Below are 25,786 nucleotides of genomic sequence, written 5' to 3' on the forward strand. Positions count from 1 at the left end.
CGAAGGAACTCACCTTGAAACACACCAACGCACCCAAGCGCCGCGGGCTGTTCACCACAGCCGCCGCCCCTGCTGAACCTCGCAACGAGCGGTCCGGGCTCCAGCTGACGGACGTGATCGGCAACCTGACGATCACCCGCACGGGGCAGGTCACCGCCTGGTACGTAGCGGCCCCCATGCGATGGAGCTTCCGCACTCACGCGGACTCCAACGCCCTGATCGTCTCCCACGCGCAGCGCCTGGCCGAGCTGACCGGCAGGCGCCTGAACATCCGCGTCACGCACCGGCCGTATCCGGTGGCCCGGTGGGCCGCCGAGCTGCACCGCTCGGTGATCAACCCCCTGCCCGGCTGGGAGAAGTACCTGGCCGAGGAGCAGACCAAGGTGGCCCGTCTCCCCCTCGACGACAAGATCGTCTATTACGGGGTGAGTGTCGGTCGGATCACCACCCTGGGCCGCACGGCCCAGAAGTTCCTGCGTACGTCGATCGACAACCAGATCAAGGGCCTTCAGCGGGACATCGTCGGGGTTGACCGGATCATGGCGGGCCCCGGCATGGATGCCGCGCCCGCGCTGTCCGCTGACATGGACTGGCTCATGACGCGCTCGCTCGGTCTGTGCCTGCCCCCTCCCCTCTCGGTCCGGCCCCAGCCCGTCGACGTGTGGAACGCCTCCGACCTGGCCGAGTGGACCGATGGCATCGAGTGGACGTCACCGAGCCCTTACACGCCGCACATCGTCGTCTCGGGCAACCGCGCCGGGCAGCGCGTCAGCCGGTACGTGGCCGTGCTGACGCTGGGCCGTATGGAGCTGCCCGCTATCCCCGAGCAGACCGGCCCCTGGTTGCAACGCCTGGATCAACTGCCTTTCGGGTACGAGCTGTCCGCCACGATCGATATCCGGGAGAGCACCGACGCGAGCAACGAAATCCTCTCCCAGCTCGATGCCGTCCGGCACCAGGTCAGGCACCACCGTGAGCACCAGGTCGAGGTACCGCTCTCCCTCGCCCGGCAGGCGGAGGCCGGAAAGCACATCGAGGACGACATCCGCTCAGGGTCGAACGGCCTGAGCACACGGACCCGGGGCTGGTACCGGATCGCGATCTCCGCGCCCACGGAGGAGCTGCTGCACGAGCGGATCACCAAGGTCAAGGAGAAGTACGGCACTGCCGTCCGCGTCGAGCACCCCAAGGGGCAGTACGCGCTGGCCCGCGAGTTCATCCCCGGTGAGCCGCTGTCGTCACCGAGCTACGTACGGCGGATGCCCGTGCTCACCCTGGGCGGCAGCCTCCCCGCCGTCTCCGCGGCCGTCGGTGACCGCAAAGGCTTCAACCTGGCCTACACCTCCGGGACTGCCCGCAGGCCCGTGATGTGGCACCCCTGGCACTCCATGGAGACGCGCGAGTCGTCCGGCCTGAGCGTGATCACCGGGACCCTCGGATCCGGAAAAACTGCGCTGGGCGGCGCCACCGTCTGGCACACCGCGCAGATGGGTGTGCCCTGGGTTGTCCTGGACCCCTCCGGCCCGGTGCGCCGCATGTGCGAACTGCCCGAGCTGCGGCCCTACAGCAAGGCGATCGACCTGATGGCGGCCGAGCCGGGCACCCTCAATCCCTACCGGATCGTTCCGGACCCCGACCCCGACCACTATCACCCGGGCCTGGGCCTCTTCCAGGGGGAGGAGGACCCGCGGAAGGCGGCTGAGATCGCCTACCAGCAGGCGATGCAGCAGGCGGCCGGCCACCGGCGCACGCTGGCCACCGACGTGCTGATGGGCATGCTGCCTCCCGAGATCGCCAAGACCGCCGAGACGAACCTGGTGATGCTCAAGGCCGCCGGGCAGGCGGACACCACGGTGCACGGGTCGCCCCGGGAGGTGATCCGGGCACTGCGGACCCTGGACGGGAGCCACTCCGAGCACGCCCGCGACATCGCGGACCTCCTAGAGGGCGTGGCCGAGCTGCCGCAGGGACAGCTGATCTTCCCCAGCACGGACGGCGGGGACGACGGCTACCAGACCCGTCACTGGCGCCTGGTGGTCCTCAACCTGCGCGGCCTCACACTGCCCAACACCGACACACCTCGTCAGGAATGGTCGGTGGAGGAGCGCTACGCCATGCCGCTGCTCTACCTGGCCGGCTGGTACGCGCAGCGCAGCATGTACGCCCGTGACCTCAACGAGCGCAAGGGGCTGTGGCTGGACGAGGGGCACGTGATGCAGCGTGTCTCGTCGGGCCGTGAGCTGCTGCGCAAGTCCGGGCGTGACAGCCGGAAGCACAACGCGCGGTTCCTGTTGTCCACGCAGGACGGGCAGGACGTCATCAAGGCGGGGTTGGAGAACTGGATCGACTCCGTCTTCGTCGGCCGGACGACGGGCCGCGCGGCTCAGCGCGCGGCCCTGGAGCTGCTGAAGATCGAGCCGGGCAACGGCTATGAGCAGATGCTCGAAGGGCTCTCGTCCCTGGCCCACGGTGCCGAACAGCGCCGTGGCGACCGCGAGTTCATTTTCTCCGACGGTGCGGGCGGCATCGAGCGGATCACCGTGCCTCTGCGGCACCGTCCCGCGCTGCTGAACGCGCTGAACTCGACGGCCGACCCTCACAGCGCGGCCACCCGGCAGAACCCGTGGTCGTCGCTGGACCTCACCAAGGAGGCGCGGGTATGACCAGCCTCATGCAGCGCGTACGGCTGCGCTGGGCCGGACGCTTCGCCCCTCTCGTGGGCATGATGCTCATGCTCCTGGTGCCGGTGGTGAGCATCGCCCAGGCGGTGCCCGCCACCGCGCTCTCCGTGACCGCTCCCGCCGCGCCGGCCGAAGACCCGTGTGCGCCGCTGAAGGGGACGCCCGCCTACGACTACTGCACGGCCGGCGAGAAGGATGACAAGGACGAGAAGCCCGCAGACAAGCCGGAGGACAAAGACCTCTGCGAGAAGCTCGATCCGGGGTCTCTGTCCCACCAGTACTGCGTCAGCGGGCGGGACAAGGAGAAGACCGAGGGGAAGGACCCCTGCGAGATCCTGAAGGACACGCCGACCTACGACCACTGCACCAGCCTGAACAACGGCGACAGCAGCGGTCCGCTGGACAGCATCACCGGCGACTGCAAAGCGGCGCCGGACCTGGAGACACCCGGTGACGGACTCCTCGGCTGGATCGACGCAGGCCCTGGAACACCCCCGCTGGCACGGAACGCTCTGGCCCAGAACGCCGACGCGTACATCTTCGAGCAGTACGGATACGCGGGTCTGCACTGGAACACCTACGACCTCGGGTGCGGCGGATCGCTGCGCGATCCGGCCGCCGCCACCGGGAACACCGTCAGCAACTGGATCTTCACCTGGTCCAAGGCATGGACCGCGCTGACCGTCGTCCTGCGGCAGGAGGCCATGGGCGCAGGCTTCCTCGACAGCCTCGACCCGGTGGTCGAGAACGCCACCCGGGCCGTACGGGACGCCGTCTACTCCCCCTGGATCGGCACCTCGCTGCTGATCCTGGGCATCGTCGTCATCTTCCAGGCCAAACGACGCAACGTCTCCGACATCATGCAGCAGGCGGTATGGGCCCTGATCGTGATGACGCTCGCCACCGGCGTGGCCAGCTACCCGGTGGAAGCGAGCAAGTTCGCCGACGAGACGATGAACAGCGTCGTCTCCACCGTCGACCAGGCATTCGCCGGCGTCGACCTCGGCACTACGGCCAGCCAGTCCGCTTACAGCGGCGGCACTGCCCGCGCCACACCGGCCTACGACCCCGACGACCCGAAAGGGCCCGTCAGCCCTCCCGGCAAGACCGAGCCCGAACGGCCCGACGCGTCCACGGCACACGGCAACATGCTGGTTCACAGCGTGCTGTATGAGCACTGGCTGCGGGGTGCCCTCGGCAGTTCCACCAGCGACGTCGCCCGGAAGTACGGATTCCAGCTCTTCGACGCGCAGGCCCTGACCTGGTCCGAGAACGCACTGAGTTCCAGCGACAGGGCGAAGGTGATCAAGGCGAAGAAGGAGAGGTTCAAAGAGCTTGCCGAGACCATCAGCAAGGAGGACCCGACCGCGTACCAGCACCTGACCGGCAAAGCGGATGGGCGGATCAGCTCCGCGTTCACATCCAACTTCGCTTCCTTCGCCAGCAACATGTTCAGCCTCGCCTCGGACCTCGTCATCATCGGCGGCCGGATCGTCATCAGGTTCGTCGCGATCCTGTTTCCCGCGCTCGCGGTCATCGGACTGCACCGACGGTTTCAGGGCGTCGTGAAAACCGGTCTCAACGCAGTGGCCGCCGCCTGCATCAACGTGCCGCTCTTCGCGACGGCCGGCGCCATCGACGTGCTGTGCGTACGAGAGATCCTGGCGGCCGACAACGGTATGGCCGAGTGGCTGAAGATCGTGCTCATGCTGATCATCAGCCTGGTCCTGTGGAAGATCGCGAAACCGTACACACGGATGTCCGGCATGGTCTCCCCCACCCGCAACTGGATGCAGGACGGGGGCGCTCCGATGGGTGCCCCCGCCAAGGTCGCCAAGACAGCCGCGAAGGCGTACGTGGGCCACTCCGCCATGCGCCGCTACCTGGGCGGACAGGGCAGGGGACAACAGGGCAGGGGCACCGCGGCCGAGGACGTCATCGCCACCGAGCATGACGAACGGGACGCGCCCGACGGCACGCTGGCCGACCGGCCCGGCCCCGGAGGAGCACCCGGCCCCTGGAACGGTGGTGTGGACGACCCCGGCACCTGGTGGGACGACCACCAGAATCCGGACCTGTGGGACAACCAGCCGCCCTCCGGCCCCAGCTCACCCGCAGGCGGCACGGCCACGAGCGGGGATGTGCAGGAGCCTTTGCACTCGGCGTACGACGAGCCCGAGTCCAACGCCTTTCAGTGGGACACCTGGCCGGGCTCCGCGGGCTGGACGGCTGCGGAGCAGTCCCCCACCCGGGCCGGCTCCGACCCGGACAACTGGGGAGTGGAAGACCTCGACCCCGCAGTCCGCGACTCCACCACGGCGGTGCCGGCCGCTGCTGCTGGCACCGAGGTTCCCTCACCGCGCCGCCCCGCCCTGCCCACCACGACGAAGTACCCGGAACTGCCCGCTGGCGACGGTGCCCAGACGCCGACACCCACGGAGGGCGACCTTCCTTACGTCCAGCCGGAGGATGACGGCCCCAGGGTGGTCCAGCCGACCATCGAGCCGGACGGCAATTCCGTGTATGTGATCTTCGATCCGTCCTCCGAGAGCTACGGCGTTCAGGATGACCGGGGCGGTGAGCAGCGATGAACCTCACGCCGAGTCAGCTGTGGCGGTGGCCGCTGGAGAACATGCGGCGGTTCCTGGGCACCATCGCCGTTCTCGCCGTCATCGTGGTGGCGCTCAGCACGTTCCTGGGCAGCGGATCCGCCCAGGAGCGGGAGCCGGACGCGGGCCCCGCGCCCGCGCCCGCCTACTCCCCTGCCCCGAGCGCCTCCCCTTCCCCGAGCGTCGCGCCCTCGGTCGCTCAGTCGGATCTCGCCTCGGCCCTGGATCTGGCGAGGGAGTTCGTCAGCGCCTGGGCGAGCCATCCCACCGGCCCGAAGGCCTGGTACGTCGGAACGGCCCGGTTCGCCACCGACCGTATGGCGCGGAAATTGTTGAGCGTCGACCACCGCAACATCGACGCGACGAAGGTCTCTGGGACGCTGCGCCTGACCGATACCGGGTCCGGGAGCGATGGGCGGACCGAGGTCGCCGTGCCGACCGATGCAGGGATGGTCTCCGTGGTCCTGGTCGCCGACGGTAAAGGCGGCTGGCAGGTGGACGAGCTGCGGCCCGGCGCACAGGCGGTGGAGTGATGGGCGCGCCTCTCGCGGTAGCCGCGGTGCGTTCGCCCTGGGGCCGCAGGGCTGGTCTGGCCATAGGGACTGCGGTGGTCGGCGCCGCGCTGGTCCCCCTCGCGCTCATCGGTACTCTGATGAGCCCGGCCAGCGATATCGACATGAACAACGTCACCTGCGCGATGAGCGACATGAAGTTGGGCGCGTCCGGGCTGAACCTGACTGCGGAGCAGACCCGCAACTCGGAGACGATCGTGAGTACCGGGGCGAACATGGGTGTTCCGGTCCGCGGTCAGGTGATCGCGATCGCGACCGCGATGCAGGAGAGCAGCCTGCGCAACCTCGACGGCGGTGACCGCGACAGCGTCGGTCTGTTCCAGCAGCGTCCTTCGCAGGGCTGGGGCACTGTGGCTCAGATCATGAACCCGGTGTACGCCTCCACGCAGTTCTACCGGCATCTGCTCGCCGTACCCGGCTGGCAGAAAATGGCGGTCACCGACGCCGCCCAGGCCGTGCAGAACAGTGGCTTCCCCGAGGCGTACGCCAAGCACGAGGCACGGGCCGTCAGCGTGGTGGCAGGGATGTCGTCGGGCGGCGTGGAGCAGATCAACGCCGCTACCGGCTGCACCCCGTTGAGCAGTCCCGCCTCGTCGAACGTCAAGGGCTATGTGGCGGTCGCGCTCCAGCAGACCGGCAAGCCGTATGTGTGGGGCGCCACCGGCCCGGACTCGTTCGACTGCTCCGGGCTGATCGTCTACGCCTGGCGGCAGATGGGCAAGCAGCTCAAGGTCCGCACCTCGCAGCAGATGTACGACGTGTCTGTCCCCGTACCGGCCGGCTCCGAGCAGTCCGGCGACCTGATCTTCACCGAGTTCGGACAGCAGGACGGCATGGCCGGCCCCGCACACGTGCTGATCGTGGTCGGCCCCGGGCTCGCCGTGGAGGCTCCGCGCACTGGTCTTGATGTACGGGTGCGGAAGTACGACCCGAAGACGGAGAACATGCGATTCGGGCGCCTGCCCGAGTCACAGATGACGACCATCAGCACGCAGGCCTGATGAGTCAAGCCCGCGCTGACTGACCCCGGTCATGCCGATGGCCCATCACCTCTTTCGGGTGATGGGCCATCGGCATGACCTCCCCCTCAGTCGTCGTCGGGGGCGCTTCCTAGCCAGGCAACGGGCCGGCCGTCTTTGGTGGTCCCCCAATGCGGGTCCGTCGCCTCGTGGCCCGTGAGCAGTACGCAGATGCGACCCCACCGGCCATGCTTCCCGTGACACGTCCGAGTGAGGACGGTGACGTCGATGTCGCCGTCGAGGCCCTGTTCGGCTCGGTCGTAAGCGTCTTGGAGAGCCTGGTAGCGGGGGCGCAGTTCGAGCCCCAGCCGTTCCTCTTCCCGCTGGATCTCGTCGCTCAGGCGCCGGACCTGCGGGTCGGCCGTTACAGCCTCGATGGCTCTCTCGGCATCCCACTCTCTGCGTGGGCGAGCGTGACTCTGCACTGCCGCCTCTACCCGGTGCGTTGTCGAGTCGTCTCTCACAGTCTCGATCTCCCTGCAACACGCTGCACAGCGCCTTGACAAGTGTTCAGTGTCTGAACACTATAGAGGGGTCGGGTAGCCACTCGGCGCACCGCATATGCGAGGGGCGCGGCGCCGCTTCCCAACGACTTGCCGCGCCCCTCTCTCCGATCAGCACGGAGGCATACATTGTCCATCATCACCCCCGTCCGCGTTGCTCCCCAGGAAGCGATGGACGCGTCGTCCGTCCTTGCCGAACTGGCCGTCAACCCTGGCGAGCAGTCGGTACTCCGGGCCGCCGCAGAGATCCTCCCCGGCCTCGGTGACAAGGTCCGCCGCCTCACCGCCACTCCCGGCACCGAGGACGACGACCTGCTCGCCGTGGCGCGCAGCGTGGGCGTATTGACCGAGAGGGCCCACTGATCCCATGAAGACCACCCCGAGCAGCTACCGCGTACACGCCGTGCTGACATCAGGCGGCCTCTGGAACGCCAGCGTGGAGACGCTGCCCGAGGTGAGTGAGCACGACCGCTCACTGTCGAAGCTCAACGCCAAAATCCGGAAGGCGATCGCGCTCCAGGGTGAGAACCTCAACCCCGAGGAACTCACCCTGGAGGTGATCACAAGTACCGGAGACGCCTCGTTCGACCAGGCGCTGGCCGAGGCGCGCACGCTGCGCCACCGAGCCGACGAACTGGCCGAGCAAGCCCGCACCAAGGCCGCTCCGCTTGCGCAGCGGCTCGTACAGGCGGGAGTCTCCCAGCGCGATGCCGGCACCCTGCTCAGCGTCAGCGCCGCGCTGGTCTCCAGCATGACGAAGTCGTAGAAACACGGCCCTGACGGGGACACACCCCGCCCGCCACCAACGGGCGGCCCCGCCACGGTCACCACATCTGACCGCACACCCTGCCCAACACCCAGGGAGACACCGTGTCCACACAGGCATGGCCCAAGCAACTGTCCGAATCGATCTACAGCCTCAAACACGCCGCGCTGCTCGCGCGTGCCACGTACGACGAGAGCAAGACCGCAGCCGAACACGCCGTGAAAGCAGAACTCCCCACGACGGCCCAGGCGATGGAGAGCCCCGACGGACCGCTCTACAGCCCGTACACCGCCGCGACGGGCGAGATCGGTGACTGCTACAGCAGCCTCATCACCTCCCTGAGCCGCGTCTGGTACCGGGCCGCGTGGTCCTACGCGCAGGGCACCACCCGCGCGCTGCTGGACACCGCCGCAGGACTCACCCCGACGGTCGCGACCTCTGCGACGTACCGCACGCCCGTGCCCGACCTCGACATGCCGGGTCTGACCCGCATGCGTGAGGCGGCGGACGCCGCCGAGCGGGAGACCGCCTGGGCCGTCCGCGCGTGCCGCCCCGACCTCTGGCACGTGCCAGCCGCGGCGTGGCACGAGTACGCGGACCTCGCGCAGTGCCTGCTGAGGCTGCGGCTGGCCACTCTGACGACCGACCAGCCCGGCGCACGGTGAAGGGGACCGAGATGACCACCTACCCCTCCGTGCAGTCCAGGCCGGCAGGTCAGTACGAAGCAGCCCAGCTCATCGGCATGCTGCTGGTGAACGGCGTGCCGCCCGTGGCGAGTTGGGAGATCACCAGCGGCCACGTGGTCCGCGGCCTCCTGGCCGCCGACGAGGACGCGGTCACCGGCGACCTCCGTACGGTCCACCAGACGTACGGCGGCACGGTCGCCGTACGGAACCGCATCGGCCACCGCGAACTCGTCGCGCGGCTGACCTACCGAGGTCGGCCGGTCGAGCTGTGGGGCGTGCTCCCGGCCGAGCTCAGCAGGCACTGCGGCGGCGGTGAGGCGGACTCATGAGTGCCGCACCGGACACGCAGCTCGACGCGCAGATCGCCCAGATCGTGGCGGAGATCGCCCGCACCGACACCAAGGGCGGCACGCTGCTGGCCGCGCTGGCCCTGCCGCTCGCGATCCTGGTCGACAAGGTCCCCGGAGGCCATCTGACAACGGTCGGCACGATCCTCGTCAGCGTCGGCACAATCGGTCTGATCGGGGCCGTCCTCCTGGTCCTCCTCGTGATCCTTCCCCGTATCTCGGGAGCCCCACGAGGGTCCTACCTGTACTGGGCGCACTGCACCCCGGAGCAGCTCGTCGAGGATCTGCGCAGCAGTCACCGAGCCGAGCAGATCATCCGGCTGTCCAAGATCGCGACTACGAAGTACACCCTTCTCCGCCGGGCCATCTTCCTCACCGCGGGCGCGTTCATCGCGCTGGCCGCAGCCATCGGCGCAGTCAGGTAATCGCCTGACGAAGTGGCAAGGGACGGTCGGCCGGAACGTCGCGTATGCGCCGGCCGACCGTCCCTCTCTGCCTCTGCACTCCCCGGCCGGACGCGTCTGCCCAACACCGACCGCGCCGTTCGGGGCACACCCAACCCCGACTCACGGAGGACACCACCGTGACCACCTACCCTCACCGCATCCAGGACGCGGGCGCGTCCGCACGCCGCCGCGCCGCCGAGCTGCGCCATGCCGAACTCGCCCTTCAGCACCGCCGCGCCGCCTGGCGGCTGCCGGCAGCCGCGCTCGGCGGCTACCTCCTCACCACCACCGTCGACACCGTGCTGCCCGCCGAAGCGGCCGGACTCTCCCTCGTGCTCGGGCTCCTCGTCCCGCTCTACACCGCGCGCCGTCTCTACGAGCCCGGCCGCGACGTACAGAACTGGCGGCTGGGCGCCGAAGGCGAACTCCAGACGGCCAAGATCCTCCACCCGGCGACCCGCTCCGGATGGATCTTCCTGCACGACCGTGCCATCCCGGGCAGCCGTGCCAACCTCGACACCCTCGCGCTGCTGCCCGACGGCCTCGGCGCCCTCTACATCGACAGCAAGAACACACGGAGCCGGGGCCACGCACGCCTCCACCGAGGCACCCTCTACGTCGGACGGCGCTCACTCGCCAAAGAGGTCTCGACCGTCATCTGGGAAGCCGGCCAGGCATCGAAAGCACTCTGCGTACCGGTCTGTCCCGTCATCGCCCTCCACGGCGCACAGGTCCCCCGCTCCGGCCTCCGCACCCCTGACGGTGTCCTCGTCGTAGCCGCTCCGCGGCTGCACCACATCCTCCGCCGCATCTCCCACCAGCGGATGCCCGAGAGCGCCCTACTCCTTGCTTCCCGCGCGGAGAGCGCTCTTCCCCCTTACCTGCGCAGCAGGCCCACGCGCTGACGGCGCTTAATGATGACCGCCTCCGGTCCCGACGGGGGCGGTCATCGTCATGGACCGTCAGCCCGCACCCGAGGGAGAGCACAGAGCATGACCACATCGAGCACTACCGCCGAGAACGCGCATTCGCGCTGCGCGCCGTCGCGGTCCACGAGCCAAACGCCGTCCGCGCCGTCCGGCTCATCGCCACCCAGACAAAAGGCCAGAGCCGACGCGCCGACCAAGGCTGACACGTCCGGCTCCCAGGCGTTCACGAGCGTACGGCGGCCCGCCTCTCGGTCTTCTGGACGGAGTGGCGGGCCGCTGGCGTTACCGGGTGGCGCTACGGCGCTACCCATTTCCAGGGGCGTTCGCCGTGGCGGCCCATCAGGCACGCCAACCGGTAGTCGGCCTGACTGCGGGCATGGTCGCTGGTGTCGGCGTGGCGGAGCGCGAACAGCGCGAGACCCAGGCTGCGTATGTCCCTGATCAGGGTGTATCCGGCCCAGGCGGTCACGTCGGTGCCGTAGGCGTCGCGGAATTCCTCCCAGTAGGAGGGCGGTTCGGCCAGGGTGTCGCTCTGGAACGCGATGGTGGCCTGGTCCCATTGCCGCGGCCCGACCGCGACGCCTTCCAGGTCCACCAGATAGGTGCCCTCCGGGGTCCGCATGGTGTTGTGCGGACTCGGGTCGGCGTGGATCACGCACCACTCGTCCGGCCACGGCATCGCGTCCCAGCGGGTGACGAGCTGTGCGGCGTGCCGGGTGAGCCAGTGGCGGGCGCTGTGGGAGGTCTGTGCCTCGCGGATGCGCTTGGGGTAGTCGGGCAGGGTGAAGCGGGGGAGTGCGAGGTGGGAGGGGACGCGGGTGGAGTGCAGCCGCAGGAGCGCGCGGGCGGTGTGTGCGGGTTCGGCTGGCACCTGGTCCCCGAGGTCTTCCCAGAAGGTCACCGGCCGTCCGGCGACCGTGACCGGATCGGGAACGAGCGGTTCGGCGCTGGGGATGCGGTGCGACCGCAGCCAGTCCGCCACCCGCAGCTCTCGGACCGCCACGTCGTACGTGCCGGGCGGGTGGATGCGGATCACGGTCCCCCCGGCGGTGCGCAGCATGAGGTTGTCGCGTAACCGGATCGGTTCGATTCCGTCGGCGGGTAACCGGGCCTGGTGGCATGCCTGTTGGGCGAGGGCGGTGATTTCGGAGGTCTGCATGGTGCGCGTCACTTCCCGGCGGTGGCGAGGGTGGCGGCGATCTCGTCCAGGGCGAGGGAGTGCGCCCCTTTGACGAGGATCACCGCTTTGGGGGGCAGGGGGCCGTCGAGGAGCGGGAGGACGTCTTCGCGGCCGGTGACGTGTTCCACGGTGCTCACGCCCGCCTCGCGGGCGGCGGCGGCCATGGCGGCGGTGTTCGGGCCGCCCACGGTGATCAGGCGCCGGACGCCGCGGGCTGCGGCGAGCGCGCCGATTTCGCGGTGGATCTCCTCGGCCTGGTCGCCGAGTTCCATCATTTCGCCGAGGACGGCGACCACGGGCCGGTCGCCGGCGAGGTGGGCGAGGCTGTCCAGTGCGGCCCTGGTGGCTTCGGGGCTGGCGTTGAACGCGTCGTTGACGATGGTCACCCCGTCGGGCCGGTCGGTGACCTCCATGCGGGCGCCGGAGACGATCCGGGCGCCGTTCAGTCCCCGGGCCACGGTCTCGAAGGGCACATCGGCGGCCAGGGCGAGCGCGGCGGCGGCCAGGGCGTTGGTGATGTGGTGGCCGCCGAACACGTCGGGGCTCACCTGCGCGGACTGCCCTCGGGCGTGCAGGGTGAAGGAGAGCCGTCCGGCGCTGTTCAGGGTGACGTCCGCGGCGCGGACGTCGCAGTCCGGTGTGGTGCCGAAGAGCAGCACCTTGGCGGCCGTCTTGTCGGCCATGGCCCGCACCAGCGGATCGTCACCGTTGAGGACCGCTACGCCGCCCTCGGCGGCCGGCGGGAGCGCAGTGACGATCTCTGCTTTGGCCTCGGCGATGCCTTCGCGGCTGCCGAACTCGCCCAGGTGGGCGGTGCCCACGTTCAGCACCGCACTGACCCGGGGACGGGCGATGCCGGTCAGGTAGCTGATGTGCCCCTTCCCGCGGGCGCCCATCTCCAGGACCAGGTACCGCGTGTACTTCTCGGTGCGCAGGATGGTGGTCGGGAACCCGATTTCGTTGTTGAACGAGCGCACGTTGGCGACGGTGGGTCCGTCGAGCTGGAGAACGTGCAGCAGCAGGTCTTTCGTGCTGGTCTTCCCGGCCGAGCCGGTGAGCGCCAGGGTGAGGCCGGTGTAGCGGTCGGCGACCGCTCGGGCGAGGTCGCCGAGCGCGGCGGTCACGTCCGCGACCATCACGGCGGGCACCGTGACGGGCGAGGAGGCCAGGACGGCGACGGCGCCGTCCGCGACGGCCCCCGCGGCGAAGGCGTGGCCGTCGGTGCGGGTGCCGGGCAGACAGGCGAACAGACCGCCCGAGTGGACGGCGCGGCTGTCGAAGGACAGCGGCCCCGACACGACCGTGTCCGGGTGCGCGCCGGCCAGACGGCCGCCGGTCGCGTCGGCGATCTCCTGCAAAGTCAGAGGAATCAACGGGATCTCCAAGGGTGACGGGGTGCAGAGCATGGGACGGGAGTGGACATGGGGGTGCTGTACGGCCGGGCGCCTGGGCCCGGCCGGTGGCGGGGTGGGGTCACGGTTGCAGGGCGGGGAAGGTGACGGCCCGTCCGGTGTAGGACGCGGCCAGGCGGTACAGAGGCACGCGGTTGTGGTCCTGTCCCCACCGGGATGGGTCGCGGATGAAGACGTCCGCGCCCGGACCGGCGGCGGGGTCGGTGTAGCCGTGGGCGATGACGAGGTGGCCGCCGCGGCGCCCGTCGTCGGGGAACTTCTCCGTGACGGAGACGATGAGCGGCGCGGCCGTCAGTCGGTCGAGGAGGTCACCGGCGGGCACGGGTTCCGCGCGGCCCGGGACGCCGAGCTGTGCGGCGATCTCGGCAAGACCGGCATGCAGCCAGCCCCGTTCGGTCAGCGCCCCGTGGGCGACGCCGAGCTTCAGCAGCTCGGTGACGGTCGGCGCCGGCTTGCCGTAGGCGAGGAGGATCATCCGCACCCCGGCCATGCCGCAGGCCCGGTTGGACCACTCGATCCGGTCGCCGAGTTCGGCACCACCGTCGCGCTCCCACTCGTCTTCGGTGATGAGCTGACGGCACATCGGCACGGGGTGCAGAGACGGCATGCGGGCAGACTCCTCACGCTCACTCACCGGGTGATGAGCAGCGGGTCGGGGCTGAGAGGCACATCGTATGTGCGCCGGGTGATGGCCTCATGCAGGACGGCCCGCACGGTGTCGGCGTGGCTGATCCCGCACAGCTCGGCCCCCGTGGCGAAGTTGCTGACCGCCGACATGCCCGGGGTCGGGTTGACCTCCAGCCCGAAGGCGTGCCCGTCGCCGTCGACCATGAAATCGACCCGGGCCATGCCCCGGCAGCCCAGCCGCTCCCACAGCGTGCGCGCGTGGGCGGTCAGCGCCGTGACCGTCGTCGCGGGCAGGTCGGCCGCGGACACCGTCACCATGCCCTCCCCGGCCGCGTCGAGTTTGATCTCCGCGTCGTACCACTGCCCGCCGGCGACCTCGGTCGCCAGCGGCGGGAAGACGAGCACCCCGCCGGGCAGCTCCAGCAGACCGACCGTCACCGGCGTGCCGGCAATGACCTCTTCCACCAGGACCCGGGGCGCCGGGGACGGATCGGTCTCCGCGGCCTCCGCGAGGGCTCGGGCGACGTCGTCCGGATCGTCCACCAGGCTCATGCCGACGCTGGACCCGCCGAGCGGCGGTTTGACCATGACCGGGCCGCGCCAGTCGAGGATCTGATCCGTCGCCGCCCACTCCCGCCAGTCCGGGGTGGGCACCCCCAGCCCGCGCATGTACTCCTTGCACAGGATCTTGTCGGCGGCCACCGCGCACGCCGGCACCCCGCTGCCGCAGTACGGGACCCGCAGGTAGTCCAGGAGCCCCTGCAGGCGGCCGTCCTCCCCGAACGGGCCGTGCAGGTTGGGCAGCACCACATCCACCCCGGGCCCGGCCAGGTGCGCCACGAACCCGGGCGCCGTCGGGTCGAGGACCCGCACCCCGGCGCCCAGAGCACTCAGGGCCTCCCGCAGCGCGGTCACGGACAGCTGATCCACGGGGCTCTTGGCCAGGTACAGCCGGTCCTCGGCCGACAGCCCCCCGTACGCCACGGCCACCACCAGGCCAAGGGGGCTCCACTCGCGCAGGCCGGTGATCTCCCGGTCCACCGCTTCCCGGTCGCCGGCATCGATGAACATCGTGGTCACGGTAACTCCAGCTCTCCGCGGAAGGACAGGGCGACGGGGCCGCCGACCCAGTACGATCCGGGCCGCTGCGGGTTGTGGGAGACGGTCAGCGGCGTTCCGGCCCGGTTGTGCACGGTCACCGGCCCCGGGGCGACCACCCCGTGATGGGAGGCGACCACCGCGGCGGCCACGGCCCCCGAGCCGCACGAGAGCGTCTCGGCCTCCACCCCGCGCTCATAGGTGCGGATACGCACCGCGTGCGGGTCCACCGGGTGGACGAAGTTCACGTTCGTCCCGACCGGCGCGAGCTCCGGGTGACGGCGCACCAGGGCGCCGAGGCCCTCGACGTCCACGGCGTCCACGTCGTCCACCAGGGCGACCACGTGTTCGGTGCCGGTATGCACGGCATCGAAGCGCAGCCGGACATCCTGCCAGCGGGCTTCCACCCGCCCCGGCGCCACCTCCCCGGCCTCCGCGGTGACCCACACATGCCCGTCCTGCACGGTCGCCTCATGACGGACACCGGCCATCACCAGACTCATCGAGGTGAACCCGTGCGCGCCGGCCGCCGCCCAGGCCACGCAGCGCAGCGCGTTGCCGCACATGGTCGCGAGCGACCCGTCCGCGTTGATACAGATCACTTCCAGCACGGGCGACGGATCCTTGTCCACCAGCGTGCTCAGGACCAGGCCGTCAGCACCGACGCCGGTACGCCGCGCGCACAGCCGCGGCGCCTCCGCACGCCAGTCCCGGGACGGCCCGGGATCGGCAAACAGTAAGAAGTCGTTCCCGGCTCCGTGGACTTTCAGAAACTCCACCACGACAGGGCCTCTCTTCCATGACGGTTGAGGAGATCAAGGCACACCGGAGCCACGTCCAACGAGGTGAGCGGGCAACGGCGGCCGGATGTCCACGCTGACGGACCCTCAGCCGCGCCGGAAGCGCCCGCCCTGTTGCTCCGCGTTGCGACCACGAGCAACAGGGAGCAACACCGCGGCGGCTACCGCCTCCGTGCCGCCGCCGTTACAGTGCGCTGACCGCACGTGTTCGGAGATGCACACAGCGGAGGTGCGATGGCCCACAAACGCCGTCCCCCGGCCGGCAGCCGCCACCGCGGCTACCTCCTGACCCGGGCCCGGAGGGCACGCAGGTGGACTCAGCCCGAGATGGCCCGCCGCCTCCGCGCCCGTGCCCGCGAACTCGGCCACCCGATCCAGACCGGCCGCGACGGCGTCTGTCACTGGGAGCACGACCGCGAGCCGGACCACCCCACCCAACTCGTCATCGCCTCCGTGCTCGGTATTCCGCCGACCGTGGTCGATGAGCGACCATGGCCTGAGTGGCTGTCCGAGGACCCCGCCCAACGGCCAACTCCCTTGCCGTGGACGCTTCTCGGCGCCTCGCAGTCCCTGACCGAACTCGCAAGGGGTGCCATGGACGTCACGCGTCGAGAACTCGTACTGGTATCCGGCGGCACCCTGACCGCCGCCCTGCTGAACTGGCTCACGGCCGATCCGGTCGCCGCCGGGCAGCTCACCGCCGGCCGGCGCATCGAGGAGGCGGGGGTGGCCAAGATCGAGGCCCGCGCCCAGATGCTCCGCGAGACCGACGACGAAGACGGCGGCGGCTCCGTTCTCGCCGAGGCGTCCAGCGCCCTGGCCCTGGTCAACGGCATCATCCGCGAACGGACCTACAGCGACGCCCACGGCGCACGCCTGTACGCGGCAGCCGCCGACCTCGCCCGCCAGCGCGCCGCCGCCCTGTTCGACACCCGCGGCGACTGCGCCGACGACACGTACATGACCGCCCTGCGCGCGGCCCGCATCGCCCAGGACGACGCCCTCGGCGCCAACATCCTGTCGTTCTGGTCCTCCTCGGCCTACAACACCGGCCGCCTCCACGACGCCGAGCACATGGCCACCGCCGCACTCGCCGCCGTCCGCGGCCGCACCAACCCCCGCGTCGAAGCGATGATGCACAGCCGACGAGGCCGCGCCCGCGCCCACCTCGGCGACACCCGGTGCTGGACCGATTTCGACCACGCGGAAACCCTCCTCACCCGCGCCGACGAGCAACAGGACCAGGCGCCACCATGGTCGTACTGGTTCGACCACGCGGAGATCCTCGGCGCCCGCGCCTCCAGCCACCACACCATGGGCCAGCACGACCGCGCCGAAGCCACGTTCGCCGAGGCCGACGAGCTGTTCGGACCCACCACCGTCCGCACCCACGCCGTCTACCTGTGCCGGATGGCCGACGCGCAGTACGCCCAGGGCGAGCTGGAACGCGCCTGCGCCACGGCCGGCACTGCGCTGGACTTGACCGAGACCATCAGCTCACACCGCACCACCGCGCCCCTGCTCGATCTCGCCGCCCGCCTCAGCACCCACCGCACCACCCCAGCCGCACGCGACTTCATCGACCGCGCACACACAGTGCTCGCCGCCTGACCGCACGCCATACGGCGCCGCTGGCCCGCTCGATTCGGCACCGCTTCACTACCTCACACGGGATACTGCGTCCATGGACGAACTGCCGCAGATGGAGATCGATGGCGGGGAGTGGTACCGCTCGATCCCCCCGCCGGCCATCCCTATGCCCGCCGCCCACGTGCCCGACCTGCACGGTGCCCGAGCCATGGCCGCCGCTCCCGGCATCGGCCTCCTGCACGATCTGCGGGTCCTCGGTGACGCTCATCGGGACTCCGAGGGGACGTGGGCCAACCTTGTCCCTGAACTCGACTACTGGCGCACCCAGATCAGCCGTAGCACCGTGACCCCCAGGCGTGTACCCATAGAGCACGTCTACGTCGAACACCGCCTCGACCACATGCTGACCGTGGGGGACCCGCCTGTACTCGCCGGCGACGCCAACGCACTCCTGCGGCGCCTCACCCCCCGGCCCGAGCAGCCCGGGGCACGAACTCCCGTACCGGCCCGGACCGTGGCCCACCTCCACGGCCGCCGCATCATCCAGGTCACCCCTCTGGGCTTCTCCTGGGACCTGCGCGCGATCAGCGAGCCGTACGAGAACAGCCAGCACGACATCGTCCTCAACGTCACCTCCGCCCACGACTACTACCGATGGCTGATCGCCGGAGTGAAGCCGGACCCCGTACCCATCGGGCTGTACCTTCTGTGGACTGAATGACCGGACGTCTCGGTACGCTCGCGACATGTTTATCGCTCACGTCAGTCCCAGGACCCAGGGCAAGACCACCAACGCGGCGTTCCTGGCGCATGCCATGCATGAGCGCGGCTATCCGATGGTCGGCTTCGACGCCGACCACTCCCGCCAGTTCCAGAAGTGGGACGAGAAGGCGAACTTCCCGTTCACGGTGCTCGGCGCGGCAACGCCGCTCTTCCACACAAAGATGCCGGCGATGGTTCCCGACGGGCACTACGGCATGATCGACTGCGGCCACGCCGAGGACCATCTGGACGTCACCTCGTCCGTGCTGCGCTGCGCGGACATCGCGATCGTCAACAGCTCGCCCTCGACCGGTGACCTCCACCGCATCCGAGATCTGCCCATGCGCAAGGTCATTGACGACGTCGCCCCGCTGCGGATGGACTCCAAGCCGCCCGAGACCTGGGTGCTGCTGAACCGCGTACCGACCCAGACGAACGCCAGCGCCGTCCCCGACGCCCGAAAGTGGTTCGCCAAGAGGAAGTGGAACGTGTTCACCACCACCGTCCCCTTCCTCCAGCAGTACTCGCAGGCGATGCCCTTTCCCGTGAAAGGGGCAGGAACGCACCTGGACCAGCTGGTTACCGAAATGAAGGACAGGGGCCTCCTCCCGTGAGCCGCCGCAACAGCATCGCCGACCTCGATGACGACGACCTCTTCGAAGAAGGCGAGACTCCCGATCACAGTCCGCCCCACATCCCCGCGGTTCCCGAGCAGGCGGTCATCGCGCAGGGCCGACCGCGGCCAGCCCTGCGCCTGGCTGATCTGCCCGAGCCGGAGGACGTGGACGCGAGCGGCCCCCTGTCGGCCGAAGAAGAGGACCTCTACAACCTCTGCATGCGGGGGGTCCAGGAGTTCAAGACCGCGTGGTGGGTCCTGGGCAAGTCGATGGCCAACATGAACTCCAGGCACCTCTACCGCAAGACCCACCCGACCTTCGAAGCGTGGGTCAAGGACACCTTGGGCAAGTCCCGTGCGACGGCGTACGAGGAAATGACCGCGTACGTGGTCGGGGAGCTGGTGTCCGCACGTGCAGACAAAGCGTTCGAAGAAAATTCGAACGAAATGTCTGCACGTGCGGACACCCCCTCGATCAGCAAGAAGGCCGCAAGCGCACTGAATCCCGTCACCCAGGACTACGGCGCGGAAGTATCGGTCGCAGTGATCGAGACCATCCAAGACGCCACCGGCAAGAAGGTGCCAGTCAAAACACTGACGGGAATCGTCCAGCAACTCCCCCGCAAAGCAGAGGAGGAACTGACCCCGGAAGAACTGACGACCCGGGCCCACAACCTCGCGGCCCAGTCCGGGCAGAACACCACGGACAGCCATGGGAACAACAGGGACTCCTCCACACTGGTTGGCCTTCGGCATGCGGTCACTCGCCTCAAAGAGGCGCACCGCGCGCTCGCCCCGGCAAAGGTCAAGCAGGCGCTGGACGAGGCGCCGGACGAGACCACCAGGCTCCTGGCCGACGCAAAAGAGCTGGCGATCGAGGTCACCAACCGCATCAACCGATCCTCCCCGGCCTGAGTCACCACTCCCTGCCGGGCTCTGGGCGGACACGTTTATCGCCGGTCGGCGATAAGCGTCAGACACACCGACTCCTACCGGCAACGGGCGAACAAGTCGATATTCATGTGTCTGGGCGCACCGGCTCCCCGACGCGTACCGGTGCGCCCAGACTCCAGTGACCACGTATCGCGGACCGTCGACGGGGAAATCGCAGGTCAGCAGCCGCTTGAGTCTAAGGACGCCACGGCGGACTCTGGAAGCAGGAGGCCGTGATGCCGAACAAGCGCCCCCGCGGACCGCAACCACGCTGGCGGCCCAAACGGGAGACCCTCCGGGTACTGGACGCCGTCGACGCGATCCTCGATCGCTACCGGGACCACCTGCCCGTCTCCCTCCGCCAGCTCTTCTACGTGCTCTTGAGCAACGGCGTGCTGGAGAAGTCGGAGCGCGACTACAAGCGGATGTGCGAGTACGTCGGCATGGCCCGCCGCTCCGGCAGGATTCCCTGGGACGTGATCCGCGACGACACCCAGATCGCCGTGGACGCCCCGCCCTCCTTCACCGGCCCCGAAGACTTCTGGGCGGCCGTTGCCGCATCTGTCGATGACTACCGGGTCGACCGCCAAGCCGGCCAGCCCGTACGGCTGGAGCTGTGGTCCGAAACGGCTGGCATGGTCCCGCAATTGGTTCGCATCGGCGATGAGTTCGGCATCGCCTGCTTCTCCGGCGGCGGATTCGACGGTCTGGCCGGCAAGCACGACGCAGCCCGTCGGGCGATCTCCGGAGGATGCAAAACCCGGATTCTGCACCTGGGTGACTACGACCAGAGCGGCGTGCACATGTTCAGCTCACTGGCCGAGGACGTGATCGCGTTCGCTGAGGACGCGGGCGCCGAGGTCGAGTTTGAGCGGGTCGCGGTCACGCCCGAACAGATCACCGCCTACAACCTGCCGACCGCTCCACCGAAGGCGACGGATCGCCGCTCGTTCTCGGGCACCGCCACCACTCAGGCCGAGGCACTGCCGCCCGACATCCTGGCAACGATTGTGCGCGAGGCCATTGCTGCCCACCGCGACTCCGAAGTTCACCGACAGGCACTCACTCGCGAAGAGGCCGAGCGCCGCGCGATCCGCGAACGACTGGGCAGAGCGGATGCCTGACGTTTCTCGCCGACCGGCGAGAAACGAGTTCGCCTGTGCGCACAGAGGGCCGGACCCATCGAACTGATCGAAATGGGTCCGGCCCTTGTAGAGATTTCAGATAGTGCGGGGAGCGAACTCCCCTGCCACCGCGCCGTCGAGGAAGCACTCCCAGACGTGGCGGGACACAACAAAGGGAGGATTGGATAGATCCTCGTTGTCCCGGAGAGCGACACGGCCGTCAGGCAGGTGGGCAACCTCCAGGCACCCGCCCGTGGCGGAACTCGCCGTGGACTTATACCAGTTGAGGTCAGAGTAGTAACGGACCTGAGGATCAATATTGGTCATTTCATCTCCTTTGCGGCGCTATGCAGTATCGCCGCAGATTCGAGGGGGTCGTGTGCCACGGCCCTCAACAGGTCAAACGTCGTCGTGAACCGCCTGACCTCGGTCTTCTTCTCCAGGTACAGATTCCCCGCAGGGCAATCCACGTAGGCGATCGGAGGTTCGTCCTCGAACTCAAGGAGGCTGAAGGCACCTCCGAGGCCGGGGTGGGCACCTTTTGCCTGCGGGACGATCTGCAGCGTCACAGACGGCAGAGCAGCCATCACAATGAGGTGTTCGAGCTGCCCTCTCATCACAGTGGGGCCGCCGATCGGTCTGCGGATCACTGCCTCGTCCAGGATCACCCAGAGCGCCAAAGGGTCTCTGCCAACCCGGGCGGAGGTGAGCAGCTCCCGGCGCTTTGTGCGAGCCTCCACCAAGTCCTCTACGTCCGTCTGCCGATTGGTCGGCCCCGTCTCGATGACGGCGCGCGCGTACTCAGGCGTCTGAAGAAGACCGTGAACCAGCACTGGCTCCCATGCACGCTCGTCCAGAGCGTTCGTTTCCAGTTCCAGAAAGACCTCCAGGCCGGAGGGCAACAGCTCCCTGTACGGGTCCCACCATCCCGGCTGCTTGGGGGCGGGCAGCATCTCGATGAGCCTCTGGATCTGACGCTCATCGGTGACGTCGTACAGCGCGCAGAGCTTGCGGATCTCCTCGGCCTTCGGCATGACGCGGCCTCTGCCGCTCTCCAGCCGTCCGGCCCGAGTGGGCGAGGTACCGAGGTACTCCGCAACGTCCTTCAGCTTGATGCCCTTTGCTGTTCGGAGCCGATTCAGTTCAGCGCCGAGCTGACGCCGGCCCACAGTCGGACGTACAGGCTCAGGAGTGGACACGCGGCCCCCCTTCCGTCGTCTGCGGTGCGCAGTGGGCTGCGCACTTGCGTGAGAACAGTTTGCCGTACCAGCCGGACAGCGTGCACACATAGAGGTCTCCTCGGCTGAATATTCCGTCCGCATCTGCCAAAAGTGCCGCGCAATACATGCGCGTCTGTCCGCGCACTTGCGCAGATAGGTGCGCGGGGGCCACTCTAGAGCCAGATGAATACGTGAGGTAGCCAGCCGCTCGCACGGTGTTGGAATCTTGGTGATCGGAGCAGCCATGCCACTGCTGACACAGGCCCAGGGCGAGGAGACACACATCTGCTCGCGCTGTGGAAACCGCGGCCGGTTGAGCAACTCCGAGAAGACACGCCGACGTCGTCAAGCTGCCGCAGCGATGGATAAGGCACGCCAGCAGGCTGGGGCCGCTCTCGCCTCGTCCAAGGTGGCGCTTGCGGGAATACACGCCGTTCACAGAGCCCTTCGTCCGGTGGCCGACGCAATCACCGATCACCTGGCCTCGCTGTCCCGAGATGAGGTGACGCGATGATGGGCACGGTCAGTTGGCGTACGTTTCCCGGACTCAGTCGGCGTACACCGACACAGGCACGCCACTGGGTACACCAGGAACTCAATTCCTGGGATGTCTGCATCCCTGAGATCGAGACCGCCGAGCTGATCGTGGCCGAACTCGCCTCCAACGCAGTGCGGCATGCGCCGGGCCCGACCGTCCGCGTCGTCTTGGTCCGCACCTCCAGCACGCTCACCGTGACCGTGACCGATCGCGGAGGGCTTGCCGGCCGGAAGCTCGGTTTCGTCAATCTAGAAGCTGGACTTGAGGCCGAGTCCGGGCGCGGCCTTTTCCTCGTTGGCCTGTCCTCCGCTCGGTGGAGCTGGTACTACACACAGACCGGAACCGCTGTCTGGGCCCAGATCGACGCTGATCGGAGGCCGTGATGAAGCTCAACAGCGCCGTCGATGCGCCCGTCCGTACCGCCGGAACACACTGGCCGCGTCCGCTGACGACGGTAGATCTCGGCTCGCAGGCTGACGACGTCTTGCTGCACACACTGCTCTCGTCGCTGCGCAGGTCGTTGACCGAGGAACTGGCCAACGAAGACCCGGACCCCGTCCGGCGGACCATCTCCCTGGTGCTCGCCGGACGGTACGGAGAGACCCACCACGAACAGGAGGGTCTGGCCATGACCCTCCGCGGCTACCTCATGGTCTTCATCCCCTGGAGTCGCGACGCGGGCGCCGCAGATCTCGCGGCAGCCGCTCAGGCGTTGCTGGATGAGACCCGCACACCCGCGTCATGCCGACGAGCACTCATACGACTGGCGGGCGCATCCCGCGATCTGCTGGCCGTGATCGAGCCCGAGTCCCCCCGCCCATGATCAGGACACCCGACCTCCCGGAGAAGCGAGTGAACGACAGCACGTTGCAGGAGAGCGACTACACCGCGGCAGAGACCGCGGAGTTCCGGACGGTCATGAGCGACTGCACCACGGCGCTCTCCGGGGCGCTGCGCGCATGTGCGCCCGATGGTCAGTGGCAGCCCACCAGCACGTCACTGGTGGGCCAGCTCACGGAGGCTGACGAGCTGCTGGATCAGATGTACCGGCGGCTCGGCGAGACCCGGCGCGCGATTCGCCAGATCGACTCGCGGGCCCGGCAGCGTTTCCTTGTACGGAGCGTGCCCTCGCAGTCCGAGCCAGACGATCCCACCGGCTAACAGACCGCTCCTGAGCCCGCGTTGACCCCGTACCGGGCGTCAGGAGCCCCCAGGCGGAGGCCGGTCCCCCCGGCCGGCCTCCGCCGCCCCAGCGGCCCCCGGCTCCTTGGTCTGCCCAACAACCGACCCGGAGCCGGGGGTCTTTGGGTCGTCCTTTGAAGTCCCTTGACCCTCTCCATCGCGAACATATAGATTTGCTTACGCGAATTTCAGGGGAGCGTGTTTCGTCAAAACCCCTGGCTGCACAGGGAAAAGGAACCGATGGAACAGCCGTCTGAATTTGTTTGCACAGTTCCAGGGCACAAGGGCCCGTGTGCCCTGGAACGGATCCTGGCTGGTCTGTACGGGCCCCTCCGGGTCGAAGTGGTGGGCAGTGCCGTGCTCGCTCACCACTACTTCACCGACGACGACATTGATGCCGTACGTCTCAGCCACCCCGGGCGGCTCACCACCTACGAGGGCGATGTCCTTGTGATCTGGCCGTCCGCGGGTTGTGCCGACTGACCCCCGGCACATAGTTCGCCCCGGCTCCCTGTCTGCCCAACACTGCACAGGAGCCGGGGCGTTGCCGTGCTCAGCCAGCGGACTTGAAGCGCAGCTCATCCACGCGCCGCAGCACAGTTCGGATGGGCATGTGGGACCGGTCGCCGGCCTCCCGCAGGACGTCGACGAGCTGCTCACCGATCCACACCATGCGCGCCTCGTTCTCGGCTGCCCGGTGCCACAGCGCGTACGCGCGCTGCACCGCTCCCCAGTACGCGTCACTGTGCAGGCGGGCCCATCCCCGCGCCGCGTCGAGGTACAGCTCTGCTCCGGCGCTGGGCAGTCCGCACTCCGCGGTGGCGTGCGCTCTCAACTCCCGTGCCCGCAGGACGTAGGGGTGTTCTGGTCCGTGCTCCTGGGCCGCGTCCTCCTCCAGGAGGAGCGCCAGCCGCATGGCGATGTGTTCCTGGCCCCCGTCGAGCGCGGCCGAGACGGCCGCCGCCCGGTGCTGGTATGCGGCCGGCACCTCGACCGCGTCCGGATCGGTCATCGCCTCCTGGACTTGCTCCGGGGTCACGACCGTCCCGTCCAAGACGACTCCGAACCTCCAGAGGCTCCCGTCCGGATCCGTGGCCGCCACCCGTACGGCGCGCCGACGCTGTCGTACGATCCGCCGGACTTGCTCCAGGGCGGCAGCCCGGCTCTCCTCCAGTGTGCCGTGGCCGGCGTTCACCTCGACGCCGTCGACCCACGCCCGTCCGTCTGCGGCCAGAGCGACCATCACCTCGTGCGTCCCCATCTCCACCGCCCCTTACCGATGTTGACCGCCGTGCCCGTGCTTCGGGACGCGTTCTGACCTCGTGGCCCGCCCGGCGGGAAGGTCCGTACCCGTCCGGCGCTGTGACTGCCGGAGCTGGTGAGGATGGTGACAGCATTTCAAACATATCGGCGGGAGTGTGCGGGGCGGCTTCCCTCGATCGAGATCAAGGAGATAGGGTCCTAGCGTCTGTACATTTGGAGGGATGGCATATGGCTGGACGTCCGGGGTTCCCGCACCGGCTCACGCTGGATCTGACTGTCGAGCAGAAGGAAACGCTGGCCAGGGCCGTCGGCGAGACTGGCGGTTCCATGGTCGACTACCTGCGGGCGCTGATCGAGCTGCATGTACACACCGACGATGAGCAGAAGCAGCTCGACACGCAGCTCGTCAGCCGTACGAAGGAGCAGATGCGCCAGATGCGCGCATCCAGGCGCCGAACGCGGCGGGTCCGTGGACCCAACGGGGAGCTGATGGCCGCATGAGTCCCTTGATCCAGATGACAGCACAGGGTCCGTAAAGGGCTGCGAGGCCCCCGGCACCACCCGGAGACCTCGCAAAATAGCTGACCCCACACCCAGAGCGCTCCTTCACCAGGAACGATCTGACCGCCCACCACTAAGTAAGGCTCATTCGACCGTCTCACCGGTCGGGTGCTGGTCTGCCCAACATTCGAAGGGTAGCAATGTCCGTCCCGTACAACGAGGGCGCCAGGTCTTTTGACCGGTTTGTTTCAGCCCTTGAAACCAATGGATCACGGCTCGTAGCGCTCAGAACACACAAGGTCAAAGCCCAGTGTCCCGCTCATGACGATGCCGAGCCGTCGCTGGCCGTCGACTACAAAACGGCTGAGCGCAAGACGGTGAT

The 25,786-nt window shown here is 68.7% G+C and carries 29 protein-coding genes; 20 read left to right on the forward strand and 9 right to left on the reverse strand.

Features of this window, described 5'->3' with window-relative positions; genetic code table 11:
* Positions 1 to 14 precede the first annotated feature (14 nt).
* From ACFTZC_RS38440 to ACFTZC_RS38455, 4 genes are read left to right on the forward strand one after another with little or no spacing between them, the layout of a single operon-like run.
* Positions 15 to 2,663, forward strand: coding sequence for an ATP-binding protein (locus ACFTZC_RS38440; RefSeq protein ID WP_382898301.1), 2,649 nt, complete (start codon positions 15 to 17; stop codon positions 2,661 to 2,663).
* Positions 2,660 to 5,272, forward strand: coding sequence for a hypothetical protein (locus ACFTZC_RS38445; protein WP_382898303.1), 2,613 nt, complete (start codon positions 2,660 to 2,662; stop codon positions 5,270 to 5,272). The genes ACFTZC_RS38440 and ACFTZC_RS38445 overlap by 4 nt, the downstream gene beginning before the upstream one ends.
* Positions 5,269 to 5,823, forward strand: a complete 555-nt coding sequence (locus tag ACFTZC_RS38450; RefSeq protein ID WP_382898305.1) for a hypothetical protein — start codon at positions 5,269 to 5,271, stop codon at positions 5,821 to 5,823. Before ACFTZC_RS38445 ends, ACFTZC_RS38450 begins: the two co-directional genes overlap by 4 nt.
* A complete protein-coding gene (locus ACFTZC_RS38455) occupies positions 5,823 to 6,863 on the forward strand; it encodes a C40 family peptidase (protein ID WP_382898307.1) in 1,041 nt (346 codons plus the stop codon). Before ACFTZC_RS38450 ends, ACFTZC_RS38455 begins: the two co-directional genes overlap by 1 nt.
* Positions 6,864 to 6,949: 86 nt before the next feature.
* Here the strand turns inward: ACFTZC_RS38455 and ACFTZC_RS38460 are convergent, their stop codons facing one another.
* The gene (locus ACFTZC_RS38460; RefSeq protein WP_382898308.1) at positions 6,950 to 7,345 is read right to left on the reverse strand and encodes a hypothetical protein; all 396 of its coding nucleotides are present in this window, start codon (positions 7,343 to 7,345) and stop codon (positions 6,950 to 6,952) included.
* A 168-nt stretch (positions 7,346 to 7,513) separates the two neighbouring features.
* Here ACFTZC_RS38460 and ACFTZC_RS38465 point away from each other — a divergent pair, with 168 nt between their 5' ends.
* The 6 genes from ACFTZC_RS38465 to ACFTZC_RS38490 all read left to right on the forward strand — a co-directional run bounded on the left by ACFTZC_RS38465 (position 7,514) and on the right by ACFTZC_RS38490 (position 10,534).
* Entirely contained in the window at positions 7,514 to 7,747 is a 234-nt protein-coding gene (locus ACFTZC_RS38465; RefSeq protein ID WP_382898310.1) for a hypothetical protein, read from the forward strand.
* Positions 7,748 to 7,751: 4 nt separating this feature from the next.
* The gene (locus tag ACFTZC_RS38470; protein ID WP_382898312.1) at positions 7,752 to 8,150 is read left to right on the forward strand and encodes a hypothetical protein; all 399 of its coding nucleotides are present in this window, start codon (positions 7,752 to 7,754) and stop codon (positions 8,148 to 8,150) included.
* A gap of 104 nt (positions 8,151 to 8,254) precedes the next feature.
* On the forward strand, positions 8,255 to 8,815 hold the full coding sequence (locus ACFTZC_RS38475) for a hypothetical protein (RefSeq protein ID WP_382898314.1): 561 nt from the start codon (positions 8,255 to 8,257) through the stop codon (positions 8,813 to 8,815).
* A gap of 11 nt (positions 8,816 to 8,826) precedes the next feature.
* Positions 8,827 to 9,165, forward strand: coding sequence for a hypothetical protein (locus tag ACFTZC_RS38480; protein ID WP_382898316.1), 339 nt, complete (start codon positions 8,827 to 8,829; stop codon positions 9,163 to 9,165).
* A complete protein-coding gene (locus tag ACFTZC_RS38485) occupies positions 9,162 to 9,608 on the forward strand; it encodes a Pycsar system effector family protein (protein WP_382898318.1) in 447 nt (148 codons plus the stop codon). Before ACFTZC_RS38480 ends, ACFTZC_RS38485 begins: the two co-directional genes overlap by 4 nt.
* A 158-nt stretch (positions 9,609 to 9,766) precedes the next feature.
* A complete protein-coding gene (locus tag ACFTZC_RS38490) occupies positions 9,767 to 10,534 on the forward strand; it encodes an NERD domain-containing protein (protein ID WP_382898320.1) in 768 nt (255 codons plus the stop codon).
* A gap of 319 nt (positions 10,535 to 10,853) precedes the next feature.
* Here ACFTZC_RS38490 and ACFTZC_RS38495 read toward each other — a convergent pair whose 3' ends face one another.
* The 5 genes from ACFTZC_RS38495 to dapF form a co-directional block, all read right to left on the reverse strand.
* Positions 10,854 to 11,717 carry a phosphotransferase gene (locus ACFTZC_RS38495; protein ID WP_382898322.1) on the reverse strand — a complete coding sequence of 288 codons (864 nt, stop codon included), beginning with the start codon at positions 11,715 to 11,717 and terminating at the stop codon, positions 10,854 to 10,856.
* 8 nt (positions 11,718 to 11,725) lie between these two features.
* Positions 11,726 to 13,111 carry a UDP-N-acetylmuramoyl-tripeptide--D-alanyl-D-alanine ligase gene (murF, locus tag ACFTZC_RS38500; protein ID WP_382898324.1) on the reverse strand — a complete coding sequence of 462 codons (1,386 nt, stop codon included), beginning with the start codon at positions 13,109 to 13,111 and terminating at the stop codon, positions 11,726 to 11,728.
* 100 nt (positions 13,112 to 13,211) lie between these two features.
* Entirely contained in the window at positions 13,212 to 13,757 is a 546-nt protein-coding gene (locus ACFTZC_RS38505) for a hypothetical protein (RefSeq protein WP_382898326.1), read from the reverse strand.
* Positions 13,758 to 13,780: 23 nt separating this feature from the next.
* On the reverse strand, positions 13,781 to 14,848 hold the full coding sequence (locus tag ACFTZC_RS38510) for an ATP-grasp domain-containing protein (RefSeq protein WP_382898328.1): 1,068 nt from the start codon (positions 14,846 to 14,848) through the stop codon (positions 13,781 to 13,783).
* Positions 14,849 to 14,853: 5 nt separating this feature from the next.
* Positions 14,854 to 15,657, reverse strand: a complete 804-nt coding sequence (gene dapF / locus ACFTZC_RS38515; protein ID WP_382898330.1) for a diaminopimelate epimerase — start codon at positions 15,655 to 15,657, stop codon at positions 14,854 to 14,856.
* Positions 15,658 to 16,002: 345 nt separating this feature from the next.
* Here dapF and ACFTZC_RS38520 point away from each other — a divergent pair, with 345 nt between their 5' ends.
* The 5 genes from ACFTZC_RS38520 to ACFTZC_RS38540 all read left to right on the forward strand — a co-directional run bounded on the left by ACFTZC_RS38520 (position 16,003) and on the right by ACFTZC_RS38540 (position 20,700).
* Positions 16,003 to 17,286 (forward strand): transcriptional regulator, encoded by a 1,284-nt coding sequence (locus ACFTZC_RS38520; protein WP_382898332.1) that lies wholly within the window; start codon positions 16,003 to 16,005, stop codon positions 17,284 to 17,286.
* Between the two features lie 73 nt (positions 17,287 to 17,359).
* A complete protein-coding gene (locus ACFTZC_RS38525) occupies positions 17,360 to 17,986 on the forward strand; it encodes a hypothetical protein (protein ID WP_382898333.1) in 627 nt (208 codons plus the stop codon).
* A 25-nt stretch (positions 17,987 to 18,011) separates the two neighbouring features.
* Positions 18,012 to 18,641, forward strand: a complete 630-nt coding sequence (locus tag ACFTZC_RS38530) for a plasmid partition protein (RefSeq protein WP_382898335.1) — start codon at positions 18,012 to 18,014, stop codon at positions 18,639 to 18,641.
* Positions 18,638 to 19,558, forward strand: coding sequence for a hypothetical protein (locus tag ACFTZC_RS38535; RefSeq protein ID WP_382898337.1), 921 nt, complete (start codon positions 18,638 to 18,640; stop codon positions 19,556 to 19,558). The genes ACFTZC_RS38530 and ACFTZC_RS38535 overlap by 4 nt, the downstream gene beginning before the upstream one ends.
* 254 nt (positions 19,559 to 19,812) lie before the next feature.
* Positions 19,813 to 20,700, forward strand: coding sequence for a hypothetical protein (locus ACFTZC_RS38540; protein WP_382898338.1), 888 nt, complete (start codon positions 19,813 to 19,815; stop codon positions 20,698 to 20,700).
* 96 nt (positions 20,701 to 20,796) lie between these two features.
* Here ACFTZC_RS38540 and ACFTZC_RS38545 read toward each other — a convergent pair whose 3' ends face one another.
* Both ACFTZC_RS38545 and ACFTZC_RS38550 read right to left on the reverse strand, forming a co-directional pair.
* Positions 20,797 to 21,027, reverse strand: a complete 231-nt coding sequence (locus ACFTZC_RS38545) for a DUF397 domain-containing protein (protein WP_382898340.1) — start codon at positions 21,025 to 21,027, stop codon at positions 20,797 to 20,799.
* Positions 21,024 to 21,899: a helix-turn-helix domain-containing protein gene (locus ACFTZC_RS38550; RefSeq protein WP_382898342.1), complete on the reverse strand. Its 876-nt coding sequence runs from the start codon at positions 21,897 to 21,899 to the stop codon at positions 21,024 to 21,026. Before ACFTZC_RS38550 ends, ACFTZC_RS38545 begins: the two co-directional genes overlap by 4 nt.
* A 531-nt stretch (positions 21,900 to 22,430) precedes the next feature.
* Here ACFTZC_RS38550 and ACFTZC_RS38555 point away from each other — a divergent pair.
* From ACFTZC_RS38555 to ACFTZC_RS38570, 4 genes are all read left to right on the forward strand, one after another.
* Positions 22,431 to 22,841 (forward strand): ATP-binding protein, encoded by a 411-nt coding sequence (locus ACFTZC_RS38555; RefSeq protein ID WP_382898343.1) that lies wholly within the window; start codon positions 22,431 to 22,433, stop codon positions 22,839 to 22,841.
* Positions 22,841 to 23,281, forward strand: a complete 441-nt coding sequence (locus ACFTZC_RS38560; RefSeq protein WP_382898345.1) for a hypothetical protein — start codon at positions 22,841 to 22,843, stop codon at positions 23,279 to 23,281. The genes ACFTZC_RS38555 and ACFTZC_RS38560 overlap by 1 nt, the downstream gene beginning before the upstream one ends.
* Positions 23,282 to 23,310: 29 nt before the next feature.
* Positions 23,311 to 23,619, forward strand: a complete 309-nt coding sequence (locus tag ACFTZC_RS38565) for a hypothetical protein (protein WP_382898347.1) — start codon at positions 23,311 to 23,313, stop codon at positions 23,617 to 23,619.
* Positions 23,620 to 23,997: 378 nt separating this feature from the next.
* Positions 23,998 to 24,123: a hypothetical protein gene (locus ACFTZC_RS38570; RefSeq protein WP_382898349.1), complete on the forward strand. Its 126-nt coding sequence runs from the start codon at positions 23,998 to 24,000 to the stop codon at positions 24,121 to 24,123.
* Between the two features lie 70 nt (positions 24,124 to 24,193).
* Here ACFTZC_RS38570 and ACFTZC_RS38575 read toward each other — a convergent pair whose 3' ends face one another.
* On the reverse strand, positions 24,194 to 24,901 hold the full coding sequence (locus ACFTZC_RS38575) for a hypothetical protein (protein ID WP_382898350.1): 708 nt from the start codon (positions 24,899 to 24,901) through the stop codon (positions 24,194 to 24,196).
* 230 nt (positions 24,902 to 25,131) lie between these two features.
* Between ACFTZC_RS38575 and ACFTZC_RS38580 the strand changes: the two genes are divergently transcribed.
* Entirely contained in the window at positions 25,132 to 25,404 is a 273-nt protein-coding gene (locus ACFTZC_RS38580) for a hypothetical protein (RefSeq protein WP_382898352.1), read from the forward strand.
* Positions 25,405 to 25,786 lie beyond the last annotated feature (382 nt).

It is taken from the genome of Streptomyces sp. NPDC056987 (genome assembly GCF_042673865.1).
GTDB lineage: Bacteria > Actinomycetota > Actinomycetes > Streptomycetales > Streptomycetaceae > Streptomyces.